Raw genomic sequence first — 20,938 nt, 5'->3', positions numbered from 1 at the left:
GTGAAGCTTCGCACAGCGTTTTTCCTGCAGGTAGCTATATTTCGAGCTTCACAAACCCGATCGGTCTGGAGCAGCAGGCAAGAATGTAGTCATCGGCGATATCCTCGTCGGTGATACCGCCATTATGCACCATATGCACCTGCCCCTCGATCTTGCGGACCTTGCAGGTGCCGCACAGGCCCATGGTGCATCCCGACGGGATTATCAGACCTGCCGCCCGCGCGGCGATCAGGATCGTATCGGTCTCTGCACAATGGGTCGAAATACCGGACAGGCTGAATTCGATCTCCGCCTGGTTCCTGTCGTCCGGGACGACATCCACCGGGACCGCTTCCGCCTGCTGCGGGGCCGCCTGAAAACTCTCCTGATGATAGCGGTTCATATCGTAGCCGAGCCCGGCCAGCGCTTCGCGCACCGCCCGCATGAAAGGTTCGGGCCCGCAGCAGAAAACCTCCCGCTCCAGATAGTCCTGCGCCATCAGGCCCAGCATGACCTGATTGAAGAACCCGCGATACCCCGTCCACGGCTTGAAAGGATCGGTCTGTTCCACAACCCATTTCAGATCGATGCCGTTGACGCGCGAAGCCATATGCTCAAGCCGCTCGCGGAAGATGATCTCGGAAGGACGCCGTGCGCAATTGACGAAAACGATATCCGGTTCGCGCCCGGAATCGTAGAGATGCGTGGTCATGGACATCATCGGCGTAATGCCAGATCCGGCCGAAATGAACAGATACTTATCCGCCGGGTGATGCATGATCGAAAAGCGGCCCGCCGGTCCCGTGGCGCGCAGCCGTACGCCGGGACGCAGATTGTCGAACATCCATCGCGTTCCGATGGAATCCGCCTGCGCCTTGACGGTTACGGTGAGGCAGGTCGGCCGCGATGGCGAGGACGAGATCGTGTAGGTGCGGTAGACGCTGCCGCCTGGAACCGGCAATTCCAGCGTAACGAATTGCCCCGGATCGAAGCTGAACAGAGCGCCGGAGGGAGACTGGAACCCGAATGTCATCACATTCGGCGCTTCCGGAAGACAGGAGACGCATTCCAGCTCTTCCCTATCCGACCAGAAGGCAAGTCTGGGCTTGGTGACGGCGTCCATCCCTTCACTCCGCCGCCATCTGGAATGTCGTCAGGGAGCGTTCCAGAAAGTTCGCATACCAGTCGATGAACTGGATCACTCCGCTTTCCTGCGCGGGCGAATAGGGGCCGGGACGGTAGGCGGGAGAAAAAATTCCCTCCTGGTTGGTTTCGACGATCTCGCGGTCTTCGTCATTGGTGGCGATCCAGACTTCCGTCAGCCGCTTCAGATCGTAATCGACGCCCTCGACAGCATCCTTGTGAACGAGCCAGGTGGTCGTGACCTCGGTTTCCGTGGGGCTGATCGGCGCCACACGGAATGTCAGAGAATGATCCGGCAAGAAATGGTTCCAGGTCGAAGGATAGTGGAATACCAGCAGGGATCCGGCATCCGGGGCGGCGACCCGGCCGAGCTGCTTATCCACCGCGGCCTTGCCGTCCATGGTGTAGCTCAGCGCGCCTTCCTGCAGCGGCATTCGCGCTAGACGATATTGGCCCTCACCCGCCAGCAGAAACTGCGCCGGAGCACCGGAGGCCTCGCAACGGTCAAAATGGGCCTGAAGCCGTGCCGAGATGGAACCGTCGGCCGAAACGCCTGCAACTTCCGGATCGAGCGGGAAGGAGCGGCAGAGTGCGGGGTGGTTGCTGCTGCAATGGTAGCATTCGCGGTTGTTTTCCCAGACGAGCTTCCAGTTGCCTTTTTCAACGATGGTCGAGGTGTAAGCGACCTTGGCGTTCGAAAGATCATGGACCGCCAGATAGGGGCGCGCCAGCTCGGCGAAGGGCTCGAAGGCCGGCGGCGTGTCGGCGAGGCAGATGTAGACAAGCCCATCAAGGTTACGCAGGCTGACCGGTTTCAGCCCATGTTCTGACGGGTCAAAGCCGGGACCCATGTCGTTGGCCCAGAGAAGCTTGCCATCCAGTTCGTAGGTCCATTGATGATAAGGACAGACCAGTTTCGCCACCTGCCCCTCGCGCGCCTTGCAAATGATGGAGCCGCGATGACGACAGGAATTGTGAAAGGCGCGGATTTCGCCGTCGCGGGCTTTCACAATGACGACGTTGTAGGCGCCGACGCGCATTGTCACGTAATTGCCGGTTTTCACCAGCTGGCAGGCCGGGATCGCAAACAGCCACTCCTTGTAGAAGAGATGTTCGAGATCGAGATCATAGATCGATTGCGACGTATAGAAGGGTTGCTCCAGGGCATGGCCGGGCTTGCGGCGCGCGAGCAGCTCCTGTGCGGAAATAGGTGCGTTCATGGCGGTAGGTTCCCAACTTGTCTTTGTTCTGACCGTAAAAATCCCTCTCACCGCTGTTTTTGACAATAGCAATTATTTTCATGCTGATTTAGTTTAAGTAAACTCAGAACGTGGAGAGCCCTTCATGCCAAGGCCTTACGACTTATCCTCGATAACGGCCCTCGTCTGCTTCGAGGCGGCGGCGCGCAATCTGAGCTTCAAACAGGCGGCCGGGGAGATGAACGTCACGCCGGCGGCGATCAGCCATCAGATAAAGGCGCTCGAAAGCGATCTGGGGTGCCAGTTGTTCATCCGCCGCAGCAAGGGGGTGGAGCTGACCGAAAAAGGCGCCTTCCTGTTTGTCGCACTTCAGCGCGGTTTTGAGGCGATCTCGGACGTCGTCAGCGAGATAAGGGATCGTCCCGAGGCGGTCGATGTGACCATTCGGGCGACCACGGCGGTCAGTTCGCTTTGGCTCACGCCGAAAATATCCGCTTTCTGGAAGTTCCATCCCGCAATAACCATTGCGCAAATTGTCAGCGACGTTCCGGCGCAGGCGAACCGCTGCGATCTCAGCATTCACTACGGCAATCCGGAAGACGATCATTGCGAATATCGCAAGCTTTTCCAGGACAGCATCGTCGCGCTCGGAACCCCGCACTTCCTGGCGGAACACGCCATTTCCTCGATAAGGGATTTGCTCAAGGTTCCCCTGATCCATTCGAGCGGCGAGGAAACGAACTGGACAGGCTGGTCCGACTGGTTCCAGTCACTGGGTCTTTCCGCTCCGAAAGGTCGCAGCTTCTACGTCAACAATTATACAATCGCGCTTCAGAGCGCGCAGGACGACATCGGCGCAGTTCTGGGCTGGGACGGACTGGTCGGGAATCTGATGCAGAACGGTTCGCTGGTCCGGCTTGTGCCCGAGAGCATCGCCTCACCTGTGGCGTTTCATCTGAAAATTCACCCGCGCGCCTCCGCAAAGGCCCGGTTGTTCGCGGACTGGCTGGTCAGGAGCGCCTGAACGCCGGGTCTCAAGAACCGGCGCCCATGAAGGTCACCCGGGTAAGAGCCGTGTAGTTGGATTCCGAGGCCATCAGGGCTGCGAAGACGAGCACGAGAACCGGCGGAAGCAGGATGGCGTAGATCAGGACCAGCCGTTCCCAGGCCATGTGCATGAAAATCGCCATGATCAGCCCCGCCTTCAGGATCATGAACAGGATGATGAGAGACCATCTCGGATAGCTCTGAACGCCAAGATAATCGACCATATAGGAGAAGGCGCTGAGGACGAAAAGCAGTCCCCAGACCACCATGTAAAGTCTTATCGGATGCTGCTGTCCCTGTTGTGACTGTTGCTGTGCCATGATGCCATCCTCACTCACCACAGATAGAAGAATGCGAAGATAAAGACCCACACCAGATCCACGAAGTGCCAGTAAAGCCCGGTTATCTCGACGATCTCATATTGCCCCTTGCGGCTGGTGAAGAACCCCCGCCTTTCCTCATCGAAATCTCCCCGCCACACCTTGCGCGCGACGATGAGAAGAAACAGGACGCCGATGGAAACATGGGTGCCGTGAAAGCCCGTGATCATGAAGAAAGCCGAACCGAACTGCGCCGCACCCCACGGGTTTTCCCAGGGGCGAACGCCCTCCGCGATCAGCTTGCTCCATTCGAATGCCTGCATTCCCACGAATGTCGCGCCAAGCGCTGCCGTCGCCACCATCAGCGCGGCGGTTTTGCGACGGTCGCGGCGATAGGCGAAGTTGACGGCCATGGCCATCGTGCCGCTGCTGCTGATGAGAACAAAGGTCATGATGGCAATCAGGATCAGCGGAATGTGCCTGCCGGCAATCGTGAGCGCGAAAACCTCGCTCGGATTGGGCCAGGCCGCGGTTGCCGACATGCGCGCCGCCATATAGGCCAGCAGGAAACAGCCGAAAATGAAGATATCGCTCAGGATGAATATCCACATCATCGCCTTGCCCCAGGAGACGTTCTTGAACGCCCGCTGGTCCGATGACAGATCGGCGGCGACGCCGCGCAGTCCCGCCGGCCGCAGATGCGGATCACTTACCGGTCTTTCCTCCATGGATGCGGCCATGATCGACACTCCTCAGGTGACCAATTGACGGCAGAGATCGACGAAACTATTCGCCCAGCCGGCGAAAAGCGCAAAAAGGACCAGCCAGACGACCAGCATGAAATGCCAGTAGATGGCGCACAGCTCCACACTCAGGCGCATCCTTGCCGACAAGGGCTCGCTCCGGGCACGGATTGCGGTGCGTCCCAGCACGAAGAGCCCGCCCAATATATGCAGGCCGTGCAGGCCGGTGATCATGTAGAAGAAGCTGTTCGATGGGTTATCCGCCAGAATATAGCCTGCGGAGATGAGTTGCCGCCACGCCAGGAATTGACCGGCGACAAAGAAAACCGCCGTCGCAAAGGCTGTCACAAGAGCCGCATTCAGCCTGTCGCGATGATCTGGACGGGTTTCGGTTTTCGCCCATTGCAGCGCCAGACTGCTGGCGGCGAGCGCCGCGGTGTTCACCCATAACAGTCCGGGGATCGGGATACCCCACCAGTCGGCGCCGCCCATGCGGCCGAGATAGGCGCTGATGAGCAAGGTGAACAACGCGCCGACGACCGCCAGAAATATCCCAAGTCCGACTTTCGCAATCGTCGCCGACGATCCCTGCATCTGCGGCGCATCGCCTGCCAGACCGACTTCCAGCCAGGGCTTCGAAGCCAGCCGCTGCCGCGCCATCCACCAGCCGATGATGCCGGCGATCCCGGCCATGAAGACGAGGATGGCGCTCATGACAAGGCCCTTTCGGACGGCCCGGCCGCAGCCGGCTGGTTTTGCGGCAGGAAGTCCTCAGCCGCGCCGGGCACGCTGTAATCATACGGCCAGCGATAAACGACCGGCAGTTCCTTGCCCCAGTTGCCATGAACCGGCGGGGTCTGCGGCGTCTGCCATTCCAGTGTCGTGGCCCGCCACGGATTGCCGACCGCCTTTTTGCCCCAGCGCAGGCTCCACTCGAGATTGAACACGAATAGCAGTTGAGCCGCACCGACGATGAGCGCGGCCATGGTGATGAATATGTTCAACGTGTGCGCAGAATCTGGAATGAAGGCGGTTTCGCCCAGCTCGTAATAGCGGCGCGGCACACCCATCAGCCCGAGATAATGCATCGGGAAGAAGATGGCATAGGCACCGAGAAAGGTGATCCAGAAATGGACGTGCCCCATCGCCTCGTTCAGCATCCGGCCCGTGACTTTCGGATACCAGTGGTGAATCGCACCGAAGATCACCATGATCGGCGCGACCCCCATCACCATATGAAAATGGGCGACCACGAACATCGTATCCGAAAGCGGCACATCGACGACGACATTGCCGAGGAAGAGACCGGTCAATCCGCCATTGATGAATGTGACAATGAAGGCGAGCGCAAACAGCATCGGCAGGGTGAGATGGATATCGCCGCGCCAGAGCGTCAGCACCCAGTTATAGACCTTGATCGCCGTCGGCACGGCGATAATCAGCGTCGTGGTTGCAAAAAAGAACCCGAAATTCGGGTTCATGCCGCTGACATACATATGATGCGCCCAGACGACGAAGCTCAGCGCCGCGATGATGACGATCGCCCAGACCATCATGCGGTAGCCGAAGATATTCTTGCGCGCATGGGTGCTGATCAGATCCGAGACGATGCCGAAGGCGGGAAGTGCGACGATATAGACTTCCGGATGGCCGAAGAACCAGAACAGGTGCTGAAACAGGATGGGACTGCCGCCCTCCTGCTTCAATTGTTCGCCCATCTCCACGATGGCCGGCATGAAGAAGCTCGTGCCGAGCAGCCGGTCGAACAGCATCATGACGGCGGCGACGAAGAGCGCCGGGAAAGCGAGTAGCGCCATGGCGGTCGCCGTGAATATGCCCCATATCGTCAATGGCATGCGCATCAGCGTCATGCCCCGCGTGCGTCCCTGCAACACGGTGACGACGTAATTCAGCCCGCCCAAAGTAAAGCCGATGATGAACAGTATCAGCGATGACAGCATCAGGATGATGCCCCAGTCGCGCCCGCCCGGCGTTCCCGAAAGAAGCGCCTGCGGCGGATAGAGCGTCCAGCCGGCGCCCGTCGGCCCGCCGGGTGCGAAGAAACCGGCCACCAGCACAAGGACGGCGGAGAGGTAGAGCCAGTAGCTCAGCATATTGGCATAGGGAAACACCATGTCGCGCGCACCGAGCATCAGCGGGATCAGGTAGTTGCCGAAACCGCCGAGAAACAATGCCGTCAGCAGGTAGATCACCATGATCATGCCATGCATGGTGATGAACTGATAATAATGTTCCGCATCGATGAAGGAGAAATAGCCGGGAAAAGCGAGCTGCAGCCGCATCAGCCAGGAAAGCACCAGTGCCACCATGCCGATTGCGATGGCTGTCAGGAAATATTGAATGGCAATGATCTTGGCATCCTGGCTGAAGACATATTTCGTCCACCAGCTTTTCGGGTGATAAAGCTCGACGTCCTCGACTTCAGCGGGCTGAATGACCTGCCCGGCGCCGGATCCAATCTCGACCATGTTCCAACCTCCCTGTTCCCCCGATGCGGTCTTCCCTTCCAATATGCACGGCGCTTATCTGGCCGCCGGCGTTTCCGCCGAAGCCAGCAATTTCGAGAAAGTCGGCTGCTGCTGCAGCCAGGCTTGATAATCGGTCTCGGTATCGACGACGACGGTGCCACGCATCTGCGGATGGCCCACACCGCACAGTTCCGCGCAGAGAACCTCGAAGGTTCCCGTCCGGGTCGGCGTAAACCAGTAATAGGTGACCGAGCCGGGGATCATGTCCATCTTGGCCCGGAACTCCGGCACGTAGAAATCATGCACGACATCGACCGCGCGCAGCAGCATTTTCACCGGCCTGCCAGCGGGCAGATGCAACTCGCCGCCTTCAACGATGACATCGTCCATTCCCGCGGGATCGTTCCTGTTCAGGCCGAGCGGATTGCCGGGTCCAATAGCGCGCGTATCCGCCCGCCCGAGCCGTCCGTCCGCTCCCGGCAGCCGAAAACTCCATTGCCATTGCTGACCGACCACTTCCACTTCGCTCGCACCGTCCGGTACGGTCACGAACTGGTTCCATACGAAGAGGCCCGGCAGAAGCATTGCAGCCACCCCAACCCCGGTTCCGCCCGCCAGCCACCATTCCAGGCGCTTGTTTTCGGGCTCGTATGCCGCCCGATTTCCGGCGCGGTGCCTGAAGCGGAACACGCAATAGGCGACGAACAGCACGACGGCCGAGAAAACGAAGCCGGTGATCCAGAAAGTGATGATGATCGTATTGTCGATATAGCTCCAGTTCGAGGCTATCGGCGTCCACCACCACGGGCTCAAGAGGTGGAACAAGATCGATCCCACCACCAGCAGAACGAGAATCACAACGACAGCCATCGTCTCCTCCCGTGACCCGGCCACGAATACTTCTACAACCCCATCGCGAAGTATATTAGAATTATCTCATAAATTGATCGGGCGAGCAATTATCGTAGCCCCTGCGGCAGCGTCCCCTTCTTGTGCTACGGCCTCCGTCGGAAAGGCACTCTCGGAAAGCAGACAGATCGGAAGAAAACGATACCACATGGCATCTCCGCACTCTCCATGGTCATCCCACCCGTTGCGGCTCCCCTCAGCGGGGCCGCGACGGCAGGGAGGATGATCTACAGATAGATTTCCTCTATGAATTCAGGGCGTACGGCGTGGATAATCGGACACGATCAGTTTCCGATAAAGGTGCCAGGTCGCGTGGCCGAGGATGGGCATGACGACCGCGAGGCCGATAAATACCGGGATCGTACCGACGACGAGCAACGCCGCAACGATCAATCCCCAAAGCGCCACCGGAACCGGGTTGGCAAGCGTGGCGCGGATGCTCGCATCCACCGCCGCGACTGCGCCGACATCCCGGTCGAGCAGCAGCGGGAACGCCACCACCGTTGTCGCCAGCACGACGACCGCGAAAACGAAACCTGCCAGATTGCCCCAGATGATGAGGGAGAGACCTTGCGAAGTCGTCAATACGTCCGACAGAAAGGTGGAGAGCGAAACCGGACCGGTCGCATCGAAAGTCGCAGTGTAGATGCTCTGCGCAACAATCAACCAGACGACGAAAAGCACGAACAGCATGACGGCGACCGCGATGATCGACGGCAGGGCCGGAGAGTGACGAACCTCCAGTGCATGCCGCCAGGAGCTATCCAACCCCTGCTCACGTCGCCGACTGATTTCATAAAGTCCGATGGCCGCGATCGGACCAATCAGTGCAAAACCCGACATCAGCGGATAAATAACCGGCAGCAGGTTGGCGCCGGAACTCCACATCACCAGAAAAACACCGGCGATCGGATACATAAGACAGAGAAAAACATAGTGGGACGGCTTTTCTTTAAAGTCCTCAAGTCCCAGCTTCAACGCATCCACAATATCCGGGATGCCAATCTTGCGGACTTCCGGGCGGGCAAATTCACCACTCGCACCGGCCATGACATGGAATGCCGTCATAGCACTTCTCCTCCTGCGCCATGATCCGGCTGGCGGTACAGGAACGCTCGGTGACTTCTATCGACGCGTCAAACCGCAACCGGCTGTTTTGTAATTTATCAAATTCTGTCGCCTTTGTCGCCTGTTCTTTAAATTGGAGAAATCAGACACCCGCTGCCGGCACGGTCGACATAACCGCACTTGTGCAGGTTTTGGATCGTTGCCAGCTCCGTGCACTGTCTATGGCGCGTGCAAAGCGGGCATGGTCTTCGGCATCGACCGATCCGTCGGGCGCGAATATCTCGGCATCGCCTCGCAGGGCCGCGACATCGACGCCGCACAGTTCCGCCAGACCGAGCGCCGTCAACTCGCGCATGGCGGGCACGCAAATGGTTCGGCCGCTGGCGGCGGCCAGAAAGCGGGCGAAATAGCGGCTGTTCGACAAGCCGCCATCGATGGAGATCGTATCGCCTATGGGGGCGACGGCCGACGCCGCCTCGACCAACCGCGCCGTCAGCAGGGCAATGCCTTCCAGCACGGCGCGCACCATGTCACGCCGCTCGGTGGCGTGGTCCATGCCGATGAACAACGGCACGGCCTGCCTGTCCCAATAGGGCGCGGCAAGGCCCGAAAGGGCGGGCACGAAGACAAGGCCTCGGCGAATGGCCGACGGCCCCTCGAAACCGTCGAGTTCTGCATTTTCAGCATAGAGGCCGATCTTTTTCGCCCATTCGAGCGCCGCGCCGGCATCGTAGATCCCGCCTTCGATAGCGAAAACCGCAGGCGCCCCCTGCATTTGCCAGCCAATGGTCGGCAGAAGCTCTCCCGTCAACGGCCGCCCGTTACCGGCAACGGCCAGCAGAAAGGCTCCGGTTCCGAAGGTTATCTTGCAATCGCCGGCCTTGCGGCAGCCATGCCCATAAAGCGCTGCCTGCTGATCGACGATGGAAACGCGGATGGGCGTTCCCTCGACCGCGCCGAAGCCGCCATCGACAGGGCCGATTTTGGGCAGGCAATCCAGCGGCACGCCGTGAAGCGCGCCGAGTTCCGGGCTCCAGTCTCCGGTTGAGAGATCGAGCAGACCCGTGCGCGACGCTGTTGCAAGGTCGGTGCGGAAACAGCCCGTCAGCCGGTCCAGAAAAAACGCATCGGTGGTGCCCAGCCGCAAACGGCCTGCGGCGCATGCCTGCGCCACCGCCGGATTGTGCTTGACCAGCCAGGCCAGTTTGCTGGCCGAAAAATAGGGATCGAGCGGCAGCCCGCAAATATCTTTCGAACGATCCGTTGCCGAAGGCGGCAGGGTGGCCAGCGCTTCGGCGGTGCGGGCATCCTGCCAGACGATGACCGGCGACAGCGCCTCCCCGCTCACGGCGTCCCACGCCAGGCAACTCTCGCCCTGATTGGCGATGGCGATGGCATCCACCGGCCCGGCGGCAGCCAGCACTGCGCGGATGTTGCCCAGCAGTTCATCCGGATCATGTTCCACATGGCCGGCGGCCGGATAAAATTGTGCGTGACGCCGGCTGGCCACGACCTCCGCCGTGCCGCCATCGCTCACCACAAGGCACCGGGTCGATGTCGTTCCCTGATCGATCGCCGCGATGCGCATCAATTGGTCTCCCGAAAATGAAAGGCAATCTGCCCCGCTTCAAACGCCGCGCCGGGAATGGGCACCAGCACACGGCGTTCAGGGTGCCAACGGCCGGTCTTGCTCCACACGTCAGTTCCATCGAGATGCAGCGAAAGCCGGCCTTGAACGTGTCTGGTGAAACGAAGCTGAAAGTCGCGAAATGCTGGTCTGTCGAGCCCACCCGGCCGCAACATGGCGGGAACCGTCAGCTTGAGCGGATCGGCGAAGGTGACGGGCACCCCCGGTGCGCCGCACGGTTCCCGGGCGAGATCGTCAGCCACCGCCGCGCCAACCCGACGGCCTTCGCGAAACGCCCAGCCGCCCGTTTCCACGGCCCGCAAGACATTCCCGCCGGCGAAGAATATCGGATCGGTCATCCGTCCGTCCTGATCGATCAGCGGCCCGGCGCTGCCTACCGCAACATCCGCCGGGGATGCATTGAGAAGCGCTGCCTCCGGCGTGAACCGCCCGGTGAGCAGAACACCGTCGCATTGAACTGTCAGGATGCGACCATCCGCCAGACGGATATCGGCTTCTTCGACCCGCCCGCGCCCGCGAATATCCGTGAGTACCGCACCACAATGAAAGGGCACCCCGGCCAGTCGCGGAAACCATTGAAAAGGCGACCGCGCCAACGGGTGAGGCTCCGGCTCGATCATCGCCACCGGCCGGCCGCGATGCATCAGGCAGCTCAGAAGCGCGGAAAAGGAAACCAGTTCCGAACCGATGATAAGCGGCCGACGAAAGGGCATGATGCCGTGAAAGGCGACATAGGATTGCAGCGTGCCGGTGGTGACCACACCCACCGGCCGGTCGCCGGGTAATAGCCGCGCGGAGCGTGGTTTTTCCCGCGCGCCGGTCGCAAGCACGATACGCCGGGCCTTTAGCGTCTCGACGCCGCGCGCCGACGTCACCAGCAGCGCGCCATCCTGCCCGAGTTCCACCACGGAATGACCGGTGCGGATATCGACACCCGCATTCTGCGCCTGCCGCTGCAGGCGTTGCGCATAGGCCGGGCCGAAATAGACGCGTCCGAATTCACGCATGCCGAAGGGCGAATGCAGGCAATGCCGGGTCGCGCCGCCAAGGGCCGGCTCACGCTCGAGGATCATCACGCGGGCGATACCGCGCGCTTTCAGCTCCAGCGCCGCCGCCACACCCGCCGGGCCGCCGCCGACCACGATCACATCCGCACTCATCGGTCGTCTCCCTCGCGAACGGCAAGCGGAGCTGCCAGGCGGTCGCCCGTCATCGCGGCCAGCCGGGCGTTGCAATAAAAGCCCTGACAGCGACCCATGCCGGCGCGGGTGCGCCGCCGCAGCCCACCGAAATCGCCCGGCGGCACCGGGCTTAAAAAGGTCGCCTCGATCTCGCGGCGGGTGACGAGTTCGCAATGACAGACGATTTCGCCGTGATCGGCACGCTGCCAGTCCCGCTCGCAGGTTTCTGTCAGGTTGGGCATCGTCACGTCGGGAGCGGAGGGCGGTGAGACAAAATGCGTGCCGAAACCTTCGTGAAGCCTCAGCGCATGTTGCGCCAGACCGAGTGCGGCGCTGAGGCCCGTGGAGCGAATACCGCCGAGCGTGATCGCCCGCCGGTCCGGCCGGGCGGAAATGCGGTAATGCTTCTTTTCAGACGCCGGCCGCAGACCGGCATAAACGGCGGTCACGGAAACGGAAGCAAGCACCGGAACGATCTCCGCGCCGCGTTCCAGCAGTGCTTCCAGCATCGCCGTCTCGACCGTCGCGCACTCGCGGTCTTCCTGCTCTTCCGCTGTCGGGCCGACGAGAACATTACCGAAGGCGGTGGGGCACACCACGATGCCCTTGGTGATTTCGGTGGGAACGGGCAGGACGATGCGCGGCACATGCCGGCGGGCAGCCTTGTCCAGCACCACGAACTGCCCCTTGCGGGGCTTGATGGCGAAGTCGGGCGAAAGCCCCAGACGCGCATCGACGATATCGCCGAACAGCCCGGCGGCATTGACGACACTCGCGGCAAGGATAACGCCCGCCGTCGTCTCGATCCGCCACGCGCCGTCGAACGCACCGGACAGGACTTCCGCGTTGCGCACCAGCTGCGCGCCGAGCGCCACCGCCTGCGTGAGATAGCCGAGCGGCGCGGACCAAGGATCGATGATATGTTCGCCCGGGACGTCGAGCGCGGCGACAAGGCGGTCGGACAGGCCCGGCATGGTTTCACGGGCCTGCCCCGCTGTGAGAAGCTCAAGCCCGGCAATGCCGTTGCGCAGCCCCTGATCGGCTATCGCCTGCAGTTTTTCCGCTTCGTCCGGGTTCCAGGCGCAGACCAGCGCGCCTGTTTGGACGAGGCTGAGGCCCATCTGCCCATGAATGGAGAGATATTCCTCCCGGCCTGCCTTCACCAGTTCCAGTTCCAGACTGCCTTCCGGCGCATCGAAGCCGGTATGGAGGATGGCGCTATTGGCCTTGGAGGCGCCGGAGAGGATATCGGGGCCTTTTTCGATGACCACCACCTTCGCACCGGCCAGCGCGAAACGGCGGGCGACCGCGCAACCGACCACACCGGCGCCAATGACGGCGACATCAAATTCCGTGGAGGGGGTTTCAGCCATGGGCTTACCTTTGCCTTCGTCTTTCAAAGCGAAATCAACGGGCGCGACGGATCGCGCCGATGCAGCAGCGGCGTTCATAAACGGGAGTGAAATTGCGCCTGTGCCAGTAGGGGCAGCCAGCGCCAGCGGGCGGCCCCGCGACTTTATTTCACGAAAGTCTTGGTCAGGCCCGCCGTGCGGTCGACGATGAGGACGACGGCAAGGGTGAGCACGATCAAAAGAACGGAAATGGCCGCAACCAGCGGATCGGCCTGCGTTTCCACATGCTGATACATGGCGACGGGAAGCGTGGTGATGCGCGGGCCGGTGAGGAACAGCGAAATCACCGCTTCATCGAACGACACCAGAAAGGAAAGTGCCGCCGTCGCCACGACACCCGGCGCGATCATCGGCATGGTCACGCGTCGGAAAATCGTGAGCGGCGATGCCCCGAGCGTGGAGGCTGCCTCCTCGAAGATCAGCGGCAGGCCGGCAAGCGAGGTGGTGAGAACACGCAGCGCATAGGGCAGCACGATGATGAGATGCGCAATCACCAGACCGGTGAAGGTGCCGAGCAGGCCGGCACCGGCAAAGACGATCAGGATCGCGAGGCCGAGAACGATGGTCGGCAGAAGCAGCGGCGCGGTGAAGAAGGCGAGAAGCGCATCCGCACCGATCACCCGCATGCGAACGATGGCATAGGAGGCGGGCAGCGCTATCAGCATGGAGAGCGCGGTGACGATGATGGCGAGAAGGGTGCTGGTGCCCAGCGCTCCCATCATCTTGGAATTGTGCATGAGATCGACATACCAGCGCAGGCTCCAGCCGGAGGGCGGAAAGGTCATGTAGCTATCGGCCGAAAACGAGATCGGCACGACGAGAACCACGGGCGCCAGCAGAAAAAGGAACATGATGAAGGCGACGATTTTCAGCGCCAGCGGAGCGGGACGTTCTTCCATCTTCGATCTCCTTTTAAAGAATGGCCCGCAGAAGCCGGGAATAGAGCACCAGGGCAGCGCCGAAAATCACGAGGATGATCATCGACAGCGTCGCGGCGAGCGGCCAGTTGAGCGTCACGATGGCCTGATCGTAGATTTCCGTCGCCAGAAGGAAGACACGCCCGCCGCCAAGCAGCTTGGGGGTTATGAACGAACTGACGGCCAGAACGAAGGAAAGCAGGCAACCGAGGGCGACGCCGGGCATGGTAAGCGGCACGATGATCCGCCAGAATACTTTCCAGGGCGATGCGCCGAGCGTTTCCGCCGCCTCTTCGACACGCGGATCGAGGCTGCCGAAACCCGCCAGCAGCGCCAGGATCATATAGGGCATCAGGATTTCCGTAAGACCGATGACGACGCCGACCTTGTTGAACAGCAGCCGCACGCCGCTTTCGGCACCGAGCGCTAAGAGGATGTTGTTGATGAGGCCGTCATCGGCAAGGATCGCGATCCAGCCATAGGTGCGCACCACGGCCGAGGTGAGCAACGGCGAAATGACAAGCACCAGCAGCAGCGTCTTCCAGCGACCCTGCGCCCGGTGAAGATAAAGCGCGATGGGATAAGAGGCGATGAGTGTGAGAACCGTGATTAGAAGACTGGTCAGGATGCTCTGGCCGATCAGTTCGATATAAAAACCGTCGGTCAGGGTGGACGACCAGTTGTCGAGCGTGTGGGCTTGCCCGAGACCACCGCCGCCAAGGCTTTCACGGAAAGAAAGCAGGAGCAGGTTGAAGACGGGCATGACGAAGGCCAGCCCATTGACCGCAATGATCGGCCCGAGAAGAAGCGTTGCGAGAAACACCATGGAGGATGTGCGGCTGCCGGGAGCCGTGATCATGACCGCCGCTGTCATTGGCCTGCTCCGAAGACCAGCGTGTCCTCCACCCGCCAGACTAGGCTGACCGCGCTGCCCGCCGCCACGGGTGTTTCCCCGCCGGAAGTCGCGCGCTCCACCGACAATGTCTGTCCGCCCGCGGCGATCTCGTAGTGAAGGATATCGCCTGCATAATAGACATCGCGAACCTCACCGGCGATGCGATTGACCGGCGCTCCGTCGAAATCTGGTGCGGCGTCACCGGCAACCGTCATGGCCATGCGGTGCGGCCGTACCATAAGATCGATCGTGCCACTGTGCGAGCCGGGCGCACGCAATACCGCATCCCCGACCGTGATGTGATCGCCGACGGCGTTTCCGACCAGCCTGTTGGTGCGGCCGACGAAAGAGGCGACGAAAGCCGTTGCCGGGCGCTCGTAAAGATCATGCGGCGTGCCGAGCTGTTCCAGACGCCCGCCATTGAGGACCGCGACCTTGTCGCACATGCTGAGCGCCTCGACCTGATCATGGGTGACGAAGATGGACGTGATGCCGAGCTGTTTCTGGATGCGGCGGATTTCAGAGCGCATCTCGTCGCGCAGCTTGGCGTCGAGATTGGAAAGAGGCTCGTCGAACAGGAGAATGGAGGGCTGGATGACGAGTGCACGCGCCAGTGCGACACGCTGCTGCTGGCCGCCGGAAAGCTGGGCGGGCCGGCGATCCTCGCGCCCTTCCAGACGCACCATGGCAATCGCTTCGCGCGCACGCCGTTCCGCTTCGGCAGTCGGCACTTTGCGCATTTCAAGACCGAACATGACGTTCTTGAGAACCGTCATATGCGGGAAAAGCGCATAGCTCTGAAAAACGAGGCCGATATCGCGCTTATAGGGCGCAAGCTGCGTCACATCCTTGCCGTCGATCAGGATCGAACCTGACGTCACGGGTGCAAGGCCGGCAATCATGCGCAGCGACGTCGACTTGCCGCAGCCGGATGGACCGAGGAAGGCAACCAGTTCGCCCTTGGGAATCTCGAGATTGAGATTATCCACGGCGACCATGGTTTCGTAGCGCTTGGTCAATGAACGAATCGAGAGAAATCCTGGCTGCATGATGTCTGAAGTTCCCATTCTGGCTTTTTGCCTTTCTCCAGAACATGTCCCATCCCGGCGGGGTCGCGGACATGCCCTGTCCCTTGATCTATGCAATCGCGGCGGAAATTCACCTGCGCTCTGCGCGGCGCTTTCCCCATGCAGGCCTTCGGGCCACCCACCCCTCCATCGATCCCAACACCGACAGAGGAAATGAGCCGGGGCCCATGCCGTTTCCGCATCCGCCCGAAGGGGATGCGGAAGTCTTGCCATTTTTCACACCGGGCGTGAAAGCCTTAGCGGCTGAGCGGGATGACCTTGCGGCGCCAGTCCTGCGTGATCTGGTCACGAACCTTCGAGAGGCCGATCCAATCAACCGGGATGACCTTGTCCATCGCCTTGACGACCGTGCGATCGATGACATCCGGAGCCACCGTGGCCTTGGCGTTGGTCGGCGCGTAATACATGGCGGCGGTGAAGGCGGCCTGGGCTTCCGGGCTCAGCGCGTAATCGATGAACTTGCGGGCCGCCTCGGACGATGGGCCGCCCTTGACGAGGTTGAGCGTATTGATCTGCAGGATCGTGCCTTCCTTCGGAAGAACGACGTTCATCTTGCCCTTGGAACCGTCGGCATTGACCTGGCTGCGGGCATTCCAGCCCACGCCCAGCGACACCTGACCGTTGACGACAGTCGGATAGACTTCCGGCTTCGGTTCCCAGGTCTGGACGTTCGGCGCGACTTCCGCCATGGCATTGATGCCGGCGTCGATATTCTTGATGAAGTCGGTGCCGCCATTCATGTGGTCCATGATGATGGTCGTACCGATACCGACGATGTCAGGGGCGCTCAGCATGGCGATCTTACCTTTGAAGGCGCTGTCTTTCAGGGCGTTCCAGCTGTCCGGTGCGGTCTTGATTGCATCGGTATTGTAGATGAGAACGAGGTTGTCGAAGGTCACGCCGACACCGGCGACGCCTTCGAAGCGGGCGTTCGGATAGAGGTCGGCAACGTTCTTGGTAACGCTTTCATCGACCTTGTCGAACAGGCCTTCATCCGTGCCGGTCTTGGCGACGGAGACGTCCATCAGCGCGATATCGGATTGCGGAGCAGCTTTCTGCGCACGCAGCGAGCCGAGCATGGCGGCAGAACCCTGCTGCGGGAAATAGTCTACCTTGATATCCGGGTTGGCGGCCATGAAAGGCTCGATGACGGCCTTGGTGTAACGCTCCTGGAAAAGGCCGCTATAGCCGAGGAACGTCACGGTCTGCTGGGCGTGTGCCGGCAGGGCCGCCGCGCCAAGCATGAGAATCCCACTCAGAAGTATCGATTTCTTCATTGTCCTGTTCTCCTCTATTGTTATTGGGAGTGGCGAACGGGTCCGCCACCCGAAAGATTGTGTCAGGCGCTCAGCTTGGCCTGGACGAATTTGTTGGCGCCGGAAATATCCGGCAGCTTCTCGCCGTTGCGCAGGCGTTCCAGAAGCACGATCTCGGCTTCCTGCATGCCGATGGCGCGTTCCGCCATGGCACGGGCCTGGCTCGGATGAAGGGCGACAACACCGCTTTCATCGCACAGGATCGCATCGCCCGGATTGATCATCTGGCCGCCAACGCTGATCGGAACGTTGATCGCGCCTTCCAGACCAAGGATCTTGGTGGTGATCGGCGACGGGCCGCGGCACCACATGGGCATGTCGACCTTGGTGAACTCCGAGAAATCGGTCGCCGGGCCATCGACGACACCGGCTTTCACGCCCGCCATCTTCATGGTGTTGGTGATGACGCCGCCCCAGCAGGCGTGACGGGTATCACCGCAACGGTCGATGAGAACGATATCGCCCGGACGCACGAGTTGCGTCAGGTAGTGGAGCATGGTCGAATCCGCATTCGGGATGCGCAGCGTGACGGCGGTGCCCGCCACGCGCTTGCCCGGAAGAACGGCCCGGATTTCAGGATCGACGAAACCGGAATGAAGCACATGGCCGATCGTTGCGACTTCGACCTTTTCAAGAAGCTCGATGATGTCGGCGCCGATCTGTTCCGGCATGGGGTTGACGATAAACATTGGGTCTTTCTCCGATCAGAGAACGTGGTGGTTCGCCACCGGCACGTTGGCGCGCACCTTGGCCGAATAGTCGAAGTCGAGAGCGGCGCCGGCAGTCCCGACGGTGTCGGAGCATTGCGCGACGATGTGACCCCACGGATCGATGACCATGGAATGACCCCAGCAGGCCTTCTTGCCGCCCGCATGGGTGCCGATCTGGCCGACAGCGAGGAAATAGGTCTGGGTTTCGACAGCGCGGGCGCGGGCCAGCACTTCCCAATGGTCCTTGCCGGTCATCAGCGTGAAAGCGGCCGGTAGAACGATGACATCTGCACCCTTGTCCCGCAGGGCGCGGAACAGTTCCGGGAAGCGGATATCGTAGCAGATGCCGCAGCCGACCGTCCTGTCGCCAACCTTGTAGGTCACGACCTCTTCGCCACGGGCAACGGAATCGGATTCACGGTAGCTGATGCCGTTCGGCGTATCGACGTCGAACAGGTGAATTTTACGGTAACGGGCGATCTGTTTGCCGTCCGGTCCGAAAACGAGCGTCGAATTGTAAAAGCGGTTGCCTTCCTTCTCGACGATGGAACCGGCATGCAGCGTGATCGCGTGCTTTCTGGCCAGATCCGAAAGCAGCGAGTAAATCTCGCCGCCGGGGAATTCTTCCCCGCTCTCATGCATTTCCTGAGGATTATCTCCAAGAAATGCGAAGTATTCTGGAAGAACAACAAGATCAGGACTATCCGACTTGACTGCCTTCTCAATTAAATCGGCAGCAACCTTGAGGTTTTCTGCCTTGTCGTTCTGGGTATTCATTTGAACAAGTGAGACTTTCACGTTGCTCTCCTCTCATGTTGCGAGGAGAATTAAGAACGGGAACTGTTTTCCTGACAAACGGAAAAACTCTATCGAAACCCATAAGGTAAGCTTATAGATTAATCATTTTGCGATGCAGCATAAAATTTAAGCTGCGGCCGTCATCCATTGCGTGGTGGTTTCACTGACGATTTCCGTCGCCATGTCCGCAATGGCACGGGCAAGCGCGTTGTCGCCGCGTTCCTGATAAACCGTGTGGAAGGTAAGAGGCGGCACCGGCGGGGTGATGTCGAGAATACGCGCTTCGCCCGATTTGATGATGCCGTCCACCAAAACGCGCGGCAAGGCGCCCACCCCGACCGCCGTGGCCACAAGGCGCGTCATGATCGACAGCGAATTGGAATTGTAGATGCGGCTGTCGGACAGGCCATGGGAATCGAGAAGCGCGCGCAACGCCTGATGCGGTTGTGAGCCGGTCGAGAAGGTAAGAAGCGGAAAATGCGCGATATCTTCAAGCGTGACACCGGTTTCCGGCAGCGGCAATTCCACCGCGCCGACCCAACAGGATTCGAATGTACAGAGCGGTGAATTATAAATATCCGCAGCCATGATCGGCCCCATGATGAAACCGACATCCACCTCGCCGTTCTGAATGCGCTGCGAGAGTTTCAGGCTGGTATCGATGGTCAGGTCCAGACTGACACCGGGATATTGCTCGTTCACGCGGCGGATGAGAAGCGGCAGCCAGGCATAGACGATCGTATCGGCGGCACCGATCCGCACCGTACCCCTCAGCGCCTCGCGGTTACTGACGATCTGCCGGAACTCGCCGGTGAGGTTGACGATCTTTTCGGCATGTTGCAGCGCCAGACGACCGGCGGGCGTCAGGTTGACGCAGCGCACATCGCGCGTGAACAGCACGACACCGAGCTCCCGCTCCAAAGCGGCGATCCGGTTGGACACCGATGCTTGCGTTGTGTGCAAACGTTCCGCGGCTGCCGAAAAGCTGCTCAATCGGGCAGCCCAGAGAAAAGTTTCGAGGAATCGCGTATTCATGGGCTCAATCTTCTCGCATGGCTCCGCGATCCAGTTCCAAGTCTCTGGCTTCGTCTTGCCCTTGGCCTTTGTGGTTCAAGGGGCAGTATGTCCGATGCGCGCGCCCATAGGCAAGCGATCAAAGCCGGCGCCTCCCTTTCTCATGGGGATCGCGCCGGCCTCGTTTGCAGGGCGAGAGAATAGCCTTGAGGCGACGGGATGGCGGGAGCTAACAGACGCCCGCCATCCCTGCCCGGCTCTAGTGACCGCCCTTTGTGGCCGGCACCGGCGTGTTGAGAAGCTGCTGTTCCCAGAGATAGGCGATGCCGCTGCCGCCGAAGTGCTGGATGAGGATTTCGGTCAGCTCCTCGACATGCTCGGTGCGCGCCCAATCGCGCTGCCATTCGCCGGCCAGCGCCATCACGGTCATCGGGTTCGCACCGGCCGCGATCATGCGCTGGATGGCAACTTCGTGAGATTCCTTCGAAATCCCGCCCGACGCATCGGTGATCACGGTCACGTCCCAGCCTTCGCCGGCCGCCTGGATGACGGGCATTGCGACGCAAACCTCGGTCCACAGGCCGGCGATGATCAGTTGCTTGCGGCCGGTCGCCTTGACGACGTTCACCACATTCTCGTCCTGCCAGGTGTTCACCCAGGTGCGATCGATGACTTCCTGGCCGGGAAACACGTCGGTGATCTGCTTGAAGAGCAGTCCGCCGCGCGCCGCAATCACGCTGGTAAGAACGGTCGGAACATTGAAGGCTTTTGCCAGCTTCGCCAGTGCGGTCGTGAGGTTGACCACAGCCTGCGGATCGTGGCTGTTCAGGTTCGCGAGCTGATAGGGCTGATGATCGATCAGAACGAGGACGGAATCTTCAGGGCGGAGAAGTGAATCGAGGCCGTTACGAAAGGTCATGGGTTCATCCTATGTTGGCGGTTTATTGAAGCGCTTGCGCAAAGACATGCGCCCCTTCGGGCACTGCCGCGGGACGAAACTTGTCATTCCTGTTTATGATGCGGTAGTCCTTGTCAGCGCTGAGCTGTGTCGCAGAATGAGGA

The 20,938-nt window shown here is 60.7% G+C and carries 20 protein-coding genes; 1 reads left to right on the top strand and 19 read right to left on the bottom strand.

Annotation, left to right across the window (positions count from 1 at the left end; genetic code table 11):
* Window positions 1-34: 34 nt before the first annotated feature.
* Entirely contained in the window at window positions 35-1,102 is a 1,068-nt protein-coding gene (locus tag ACQZ5G_RS19970) for a 2Fe-2S iron-sulfur cluster-binding protein (RefSeq protein ID WP_448738705.1), read from the bottom strand.
* Window positions 1,103-1,106: 4 nt separating this feature from the next.
* Window positions 1,107-2,342: an aromatic ring-hydroxylating oxygenase subunit alpha gene (locus ACQZ5G_RS19965; protein ID WP_448738706.1), complete on the bottom strand. Its 1,236-nt coding sequence runs from the start codon at window positions 2,340-2,342 to the stop codon at window positions 1,107-1,109.
* 124 nt (window positions 2,343-2,466) lie between these two features.
* On the opposite strand from ACQZ5G_RS19965, the gene ACQZ5G_RS19960 reads away from it, so the two are divergent.
* Window positions 2,467-3,345: a LysR substrate-binding domain-containing protein gene (locus tag ACQZ5G_RS19960; protein WP_448738707.1), complete on the top strand. Its 879-nt coding sequence runs from the start codon at window positions 2,467-2,469 to the stop codon at window positions 3,343-3,345.
* 10 nt (window positions 3,346-3,355) lie between these two features.
* Here ACQZ5G_RS19960 and ACQZ5G_RS19955 read toward each other — a convergent pair whose 3' ends face one another.
* The 17 genes from ACQZ5G_RS19955 to ACQZ5G_RS19875 form a co-directional block, all read right to left on the bottom strand.
* Entirely contained in the window at window positions 3,356-3,688 is a 333-nt protein-coding gene (locus ACQZ5G_RS19955; protein ID WP_448738708.1) for a cytochrome C oxidase subunit IV family protein, read from the bottom strand.
* Between the two features lie 14 nt (window positions 3,689-3,702).
* Complete coding sequence (locus ACQZ5G_RS19950; protein WP_003521989.1) at window positions 3,703-4,428, bottom strand: heme-copper oxidase subunit III family protein; 726 nt, start codon at window positions 4,426-4,428, stop codon at window positions 3,703-3,705.
* A 12-nt stretch (window positions 4,429-4,440) separates the two neighbouring features.
* A complete protein-coding gene (locus ACQZ5G_RS19945) occupies window positions 4,441-5,145 on the bottom strand; it encodes a cytochrome c oxidase subunit 3 (protein WP_003521988.1) in 705 nt (234 codons plus the stop codon).
* On the bottom strand, window positions 5,142-6,920 hold the full coding sequence (locus ACQZ5G_RS19940) for a cytochrome c oxidase subunit I (RefSeq protein WP_003521987.1): 1,779 nt from the start codon (window positions 6,918-6,920) through the stop codon (window positions 5,142-5,144). The genes ACQZ5G_RS19945 and ACQZ5G_RS19940 overlap by 4 nt, the downstream gene beginning before the upstream one ends.
* 54 nt (window positions 6,921-6,974) lie before the next feature.
* Complete coding sequence (locus tag ACQZ5G_RS19935) at window positions 6,975-7,790, bottom strand: cytochrome c oxidase subunit II (protein ID WP_448738709.1); 816 nt, start codon at window positions 7,788-7,790, stop codon at window positions 6,975-6,977.
* A gap of 291 nt (window positions 7,791-8,081) precedes the next feature.
* Window positions 8,082-8,897, bottom strand: coding sequence for a DUF2189 domain-containing protein (locus ACQZ5G_RS19930; protein WP_448738710.1), 816 nt, complete (start codon window positions 8,895-8,897; stop codon window positions 8,082-8,084).
* Between the two features lie 142 nt (window positions 8,898-9,039).
* Entirely contained in the window at window positions 9,040-10,485 is a 1,446-nt protein-coding gene (locus ACQZ5G_RS19925; protein ID WP_448738711.1) for an FGGY family carbohydrate kinase, read from the bottom strand.
* Entirely contained in the window at window positions 10,485-11,705 is a 1,221-nt protein-coding gene (locus ACQZ5G_RS19920; protein ID WP_448738712.1) for an NAD(P)/FAD-dependent oxidoreductase, read from the bottom strand. The genes ACQZ5G_RS19925 and ACQZ5G_RS19920 overlap by 1 nt, the downstream gene beginning before the upstream one ends.
* A complete protein-coding gene (locus tag ACQZ5G_RS19915; protein WP_448738713.1) occupies window positions 11,702-13,099 on the bottom strand; it encodes an FAD-dependent oxidoreductase in 1,398 nt (465 codons plus the stop codon). The genes ACQZ5G_RS19920 and ACQZ5G_RS19915 overlap by 4 nt, the downstream gene beginning before the upstream one ends.
* A 143-nt stretch (window positions 13,100-13,242) precedes the next feature.
* Window positions 13,243-14,037, bottom strand: a complete 795-nt coding sequence (locus ACQZ5G_RS19910; RefSeq protein ID WP_003521980.1) for an ABC transporter permease — start codon at window positions 14,035-14,037, stop codon at window positions 13,243-13,245.
* Window positions 14,038-14,050: 13 nt separating this feature from the next.
* Window positions 14,051-14,929, bottom strand: coding sequence for an ABC transporter permease (locus ACQZ5G_RS19905; protein ID WP_448738714.1), 879 nt, complete (start codon window positions 14,927-14,929; stop codon window positions 14,051-14,053).
* Window positions 14,926-15,999 carry an ABC transporter ATP-binding protein gene (locus tag ACQZ5G_RS19900; RefSeq protein WP_448738715.1) on the bottom strand — a complete coding sequence of 358 codons (1,074 nt, stop codon included), beginning with the start codon at window positions 15,997-15,999 and terminating at the stop codon, window positions 14,926-14,928. Before ACQZ5G_RS19900 ends, ACQZ5G_RS19905 begins: the two co-directional genes overlap by 4 nt.
* Window positions 16,000-16,274: 275 nt before the next feature.
* Window positions 16,275-17,315: an ABC transporter substrate-binding protein gene (locus ACQZ5G_RS19895; protein WP_448738716.1), complete on the bottom strand. Its 1,041-nt coding sequence runs from the start codon at window positions 17,313-17,315 to the stop codon at window positions 16,275-16,277.
* 62 nt (window positions 17,316-17,377) lie between these two features.
* On the bottom strand, window positions 17,378-18,043 hold the full coding sequence (locus ACQZ5G_RS19890; protein WP_003521976.1) for an RraA family protein: 666 nt from the start codon (window positions 18,041-18,043) through the stop codon (window positions 17,378-17,380).
* Window positions 18,044-18,058: 15 nt separating this feature from the next.
* The gene (locus ACQZ5G_RS19885) at window positions 18,059-18,862 is read right to left on the bottom strand and encodes a carbon-nitrogen hydrolase family protein (protein WP_020812347.1); all 804 of its coding nucleotides are present in this window, start codon (window positions 18,860-18,862) and stop codon (window positions 18,059-18,061) included.
* Between the two features lie 126 nt (window positions 18,863-18,988).
* Window positions 18,989-19,897 (bottom strand): LysR family transcriptional regulator, encoded by a 909-nt coding sequence (locus tag ACQZ5G_RS19880; RefSeq protein ID WP_020812348.1) that lies wholly within the window; start codon window positions 19,895-19,897, stop codon window positions 18,989-18,991.
* Window positions 19,898-20,135: 238 nt separating this feature from the next.
* The gene (locus tag ACQZ5G_RS19875; protein ID WP_003521973.1) at window positions 20,136-20,795 is read right to left on the bottom strand and encodes a hydrolase; all 660 of its coding nucleotides are present in this window, start codon (window positions 20,793-20,795) and stop codon (window positions 20,136-20,138) included.
* Between the last annotated feature and the right edge of the window lie 143 nt (window positions 20,796-20,938).

The sequence above is a fragment of the Agrobacterium sp. 22-214-1 genome (assembly GCF_053522465.1).
This window is presented reverse-complemented; position numbering and strand designations above follow the sequence as displayed.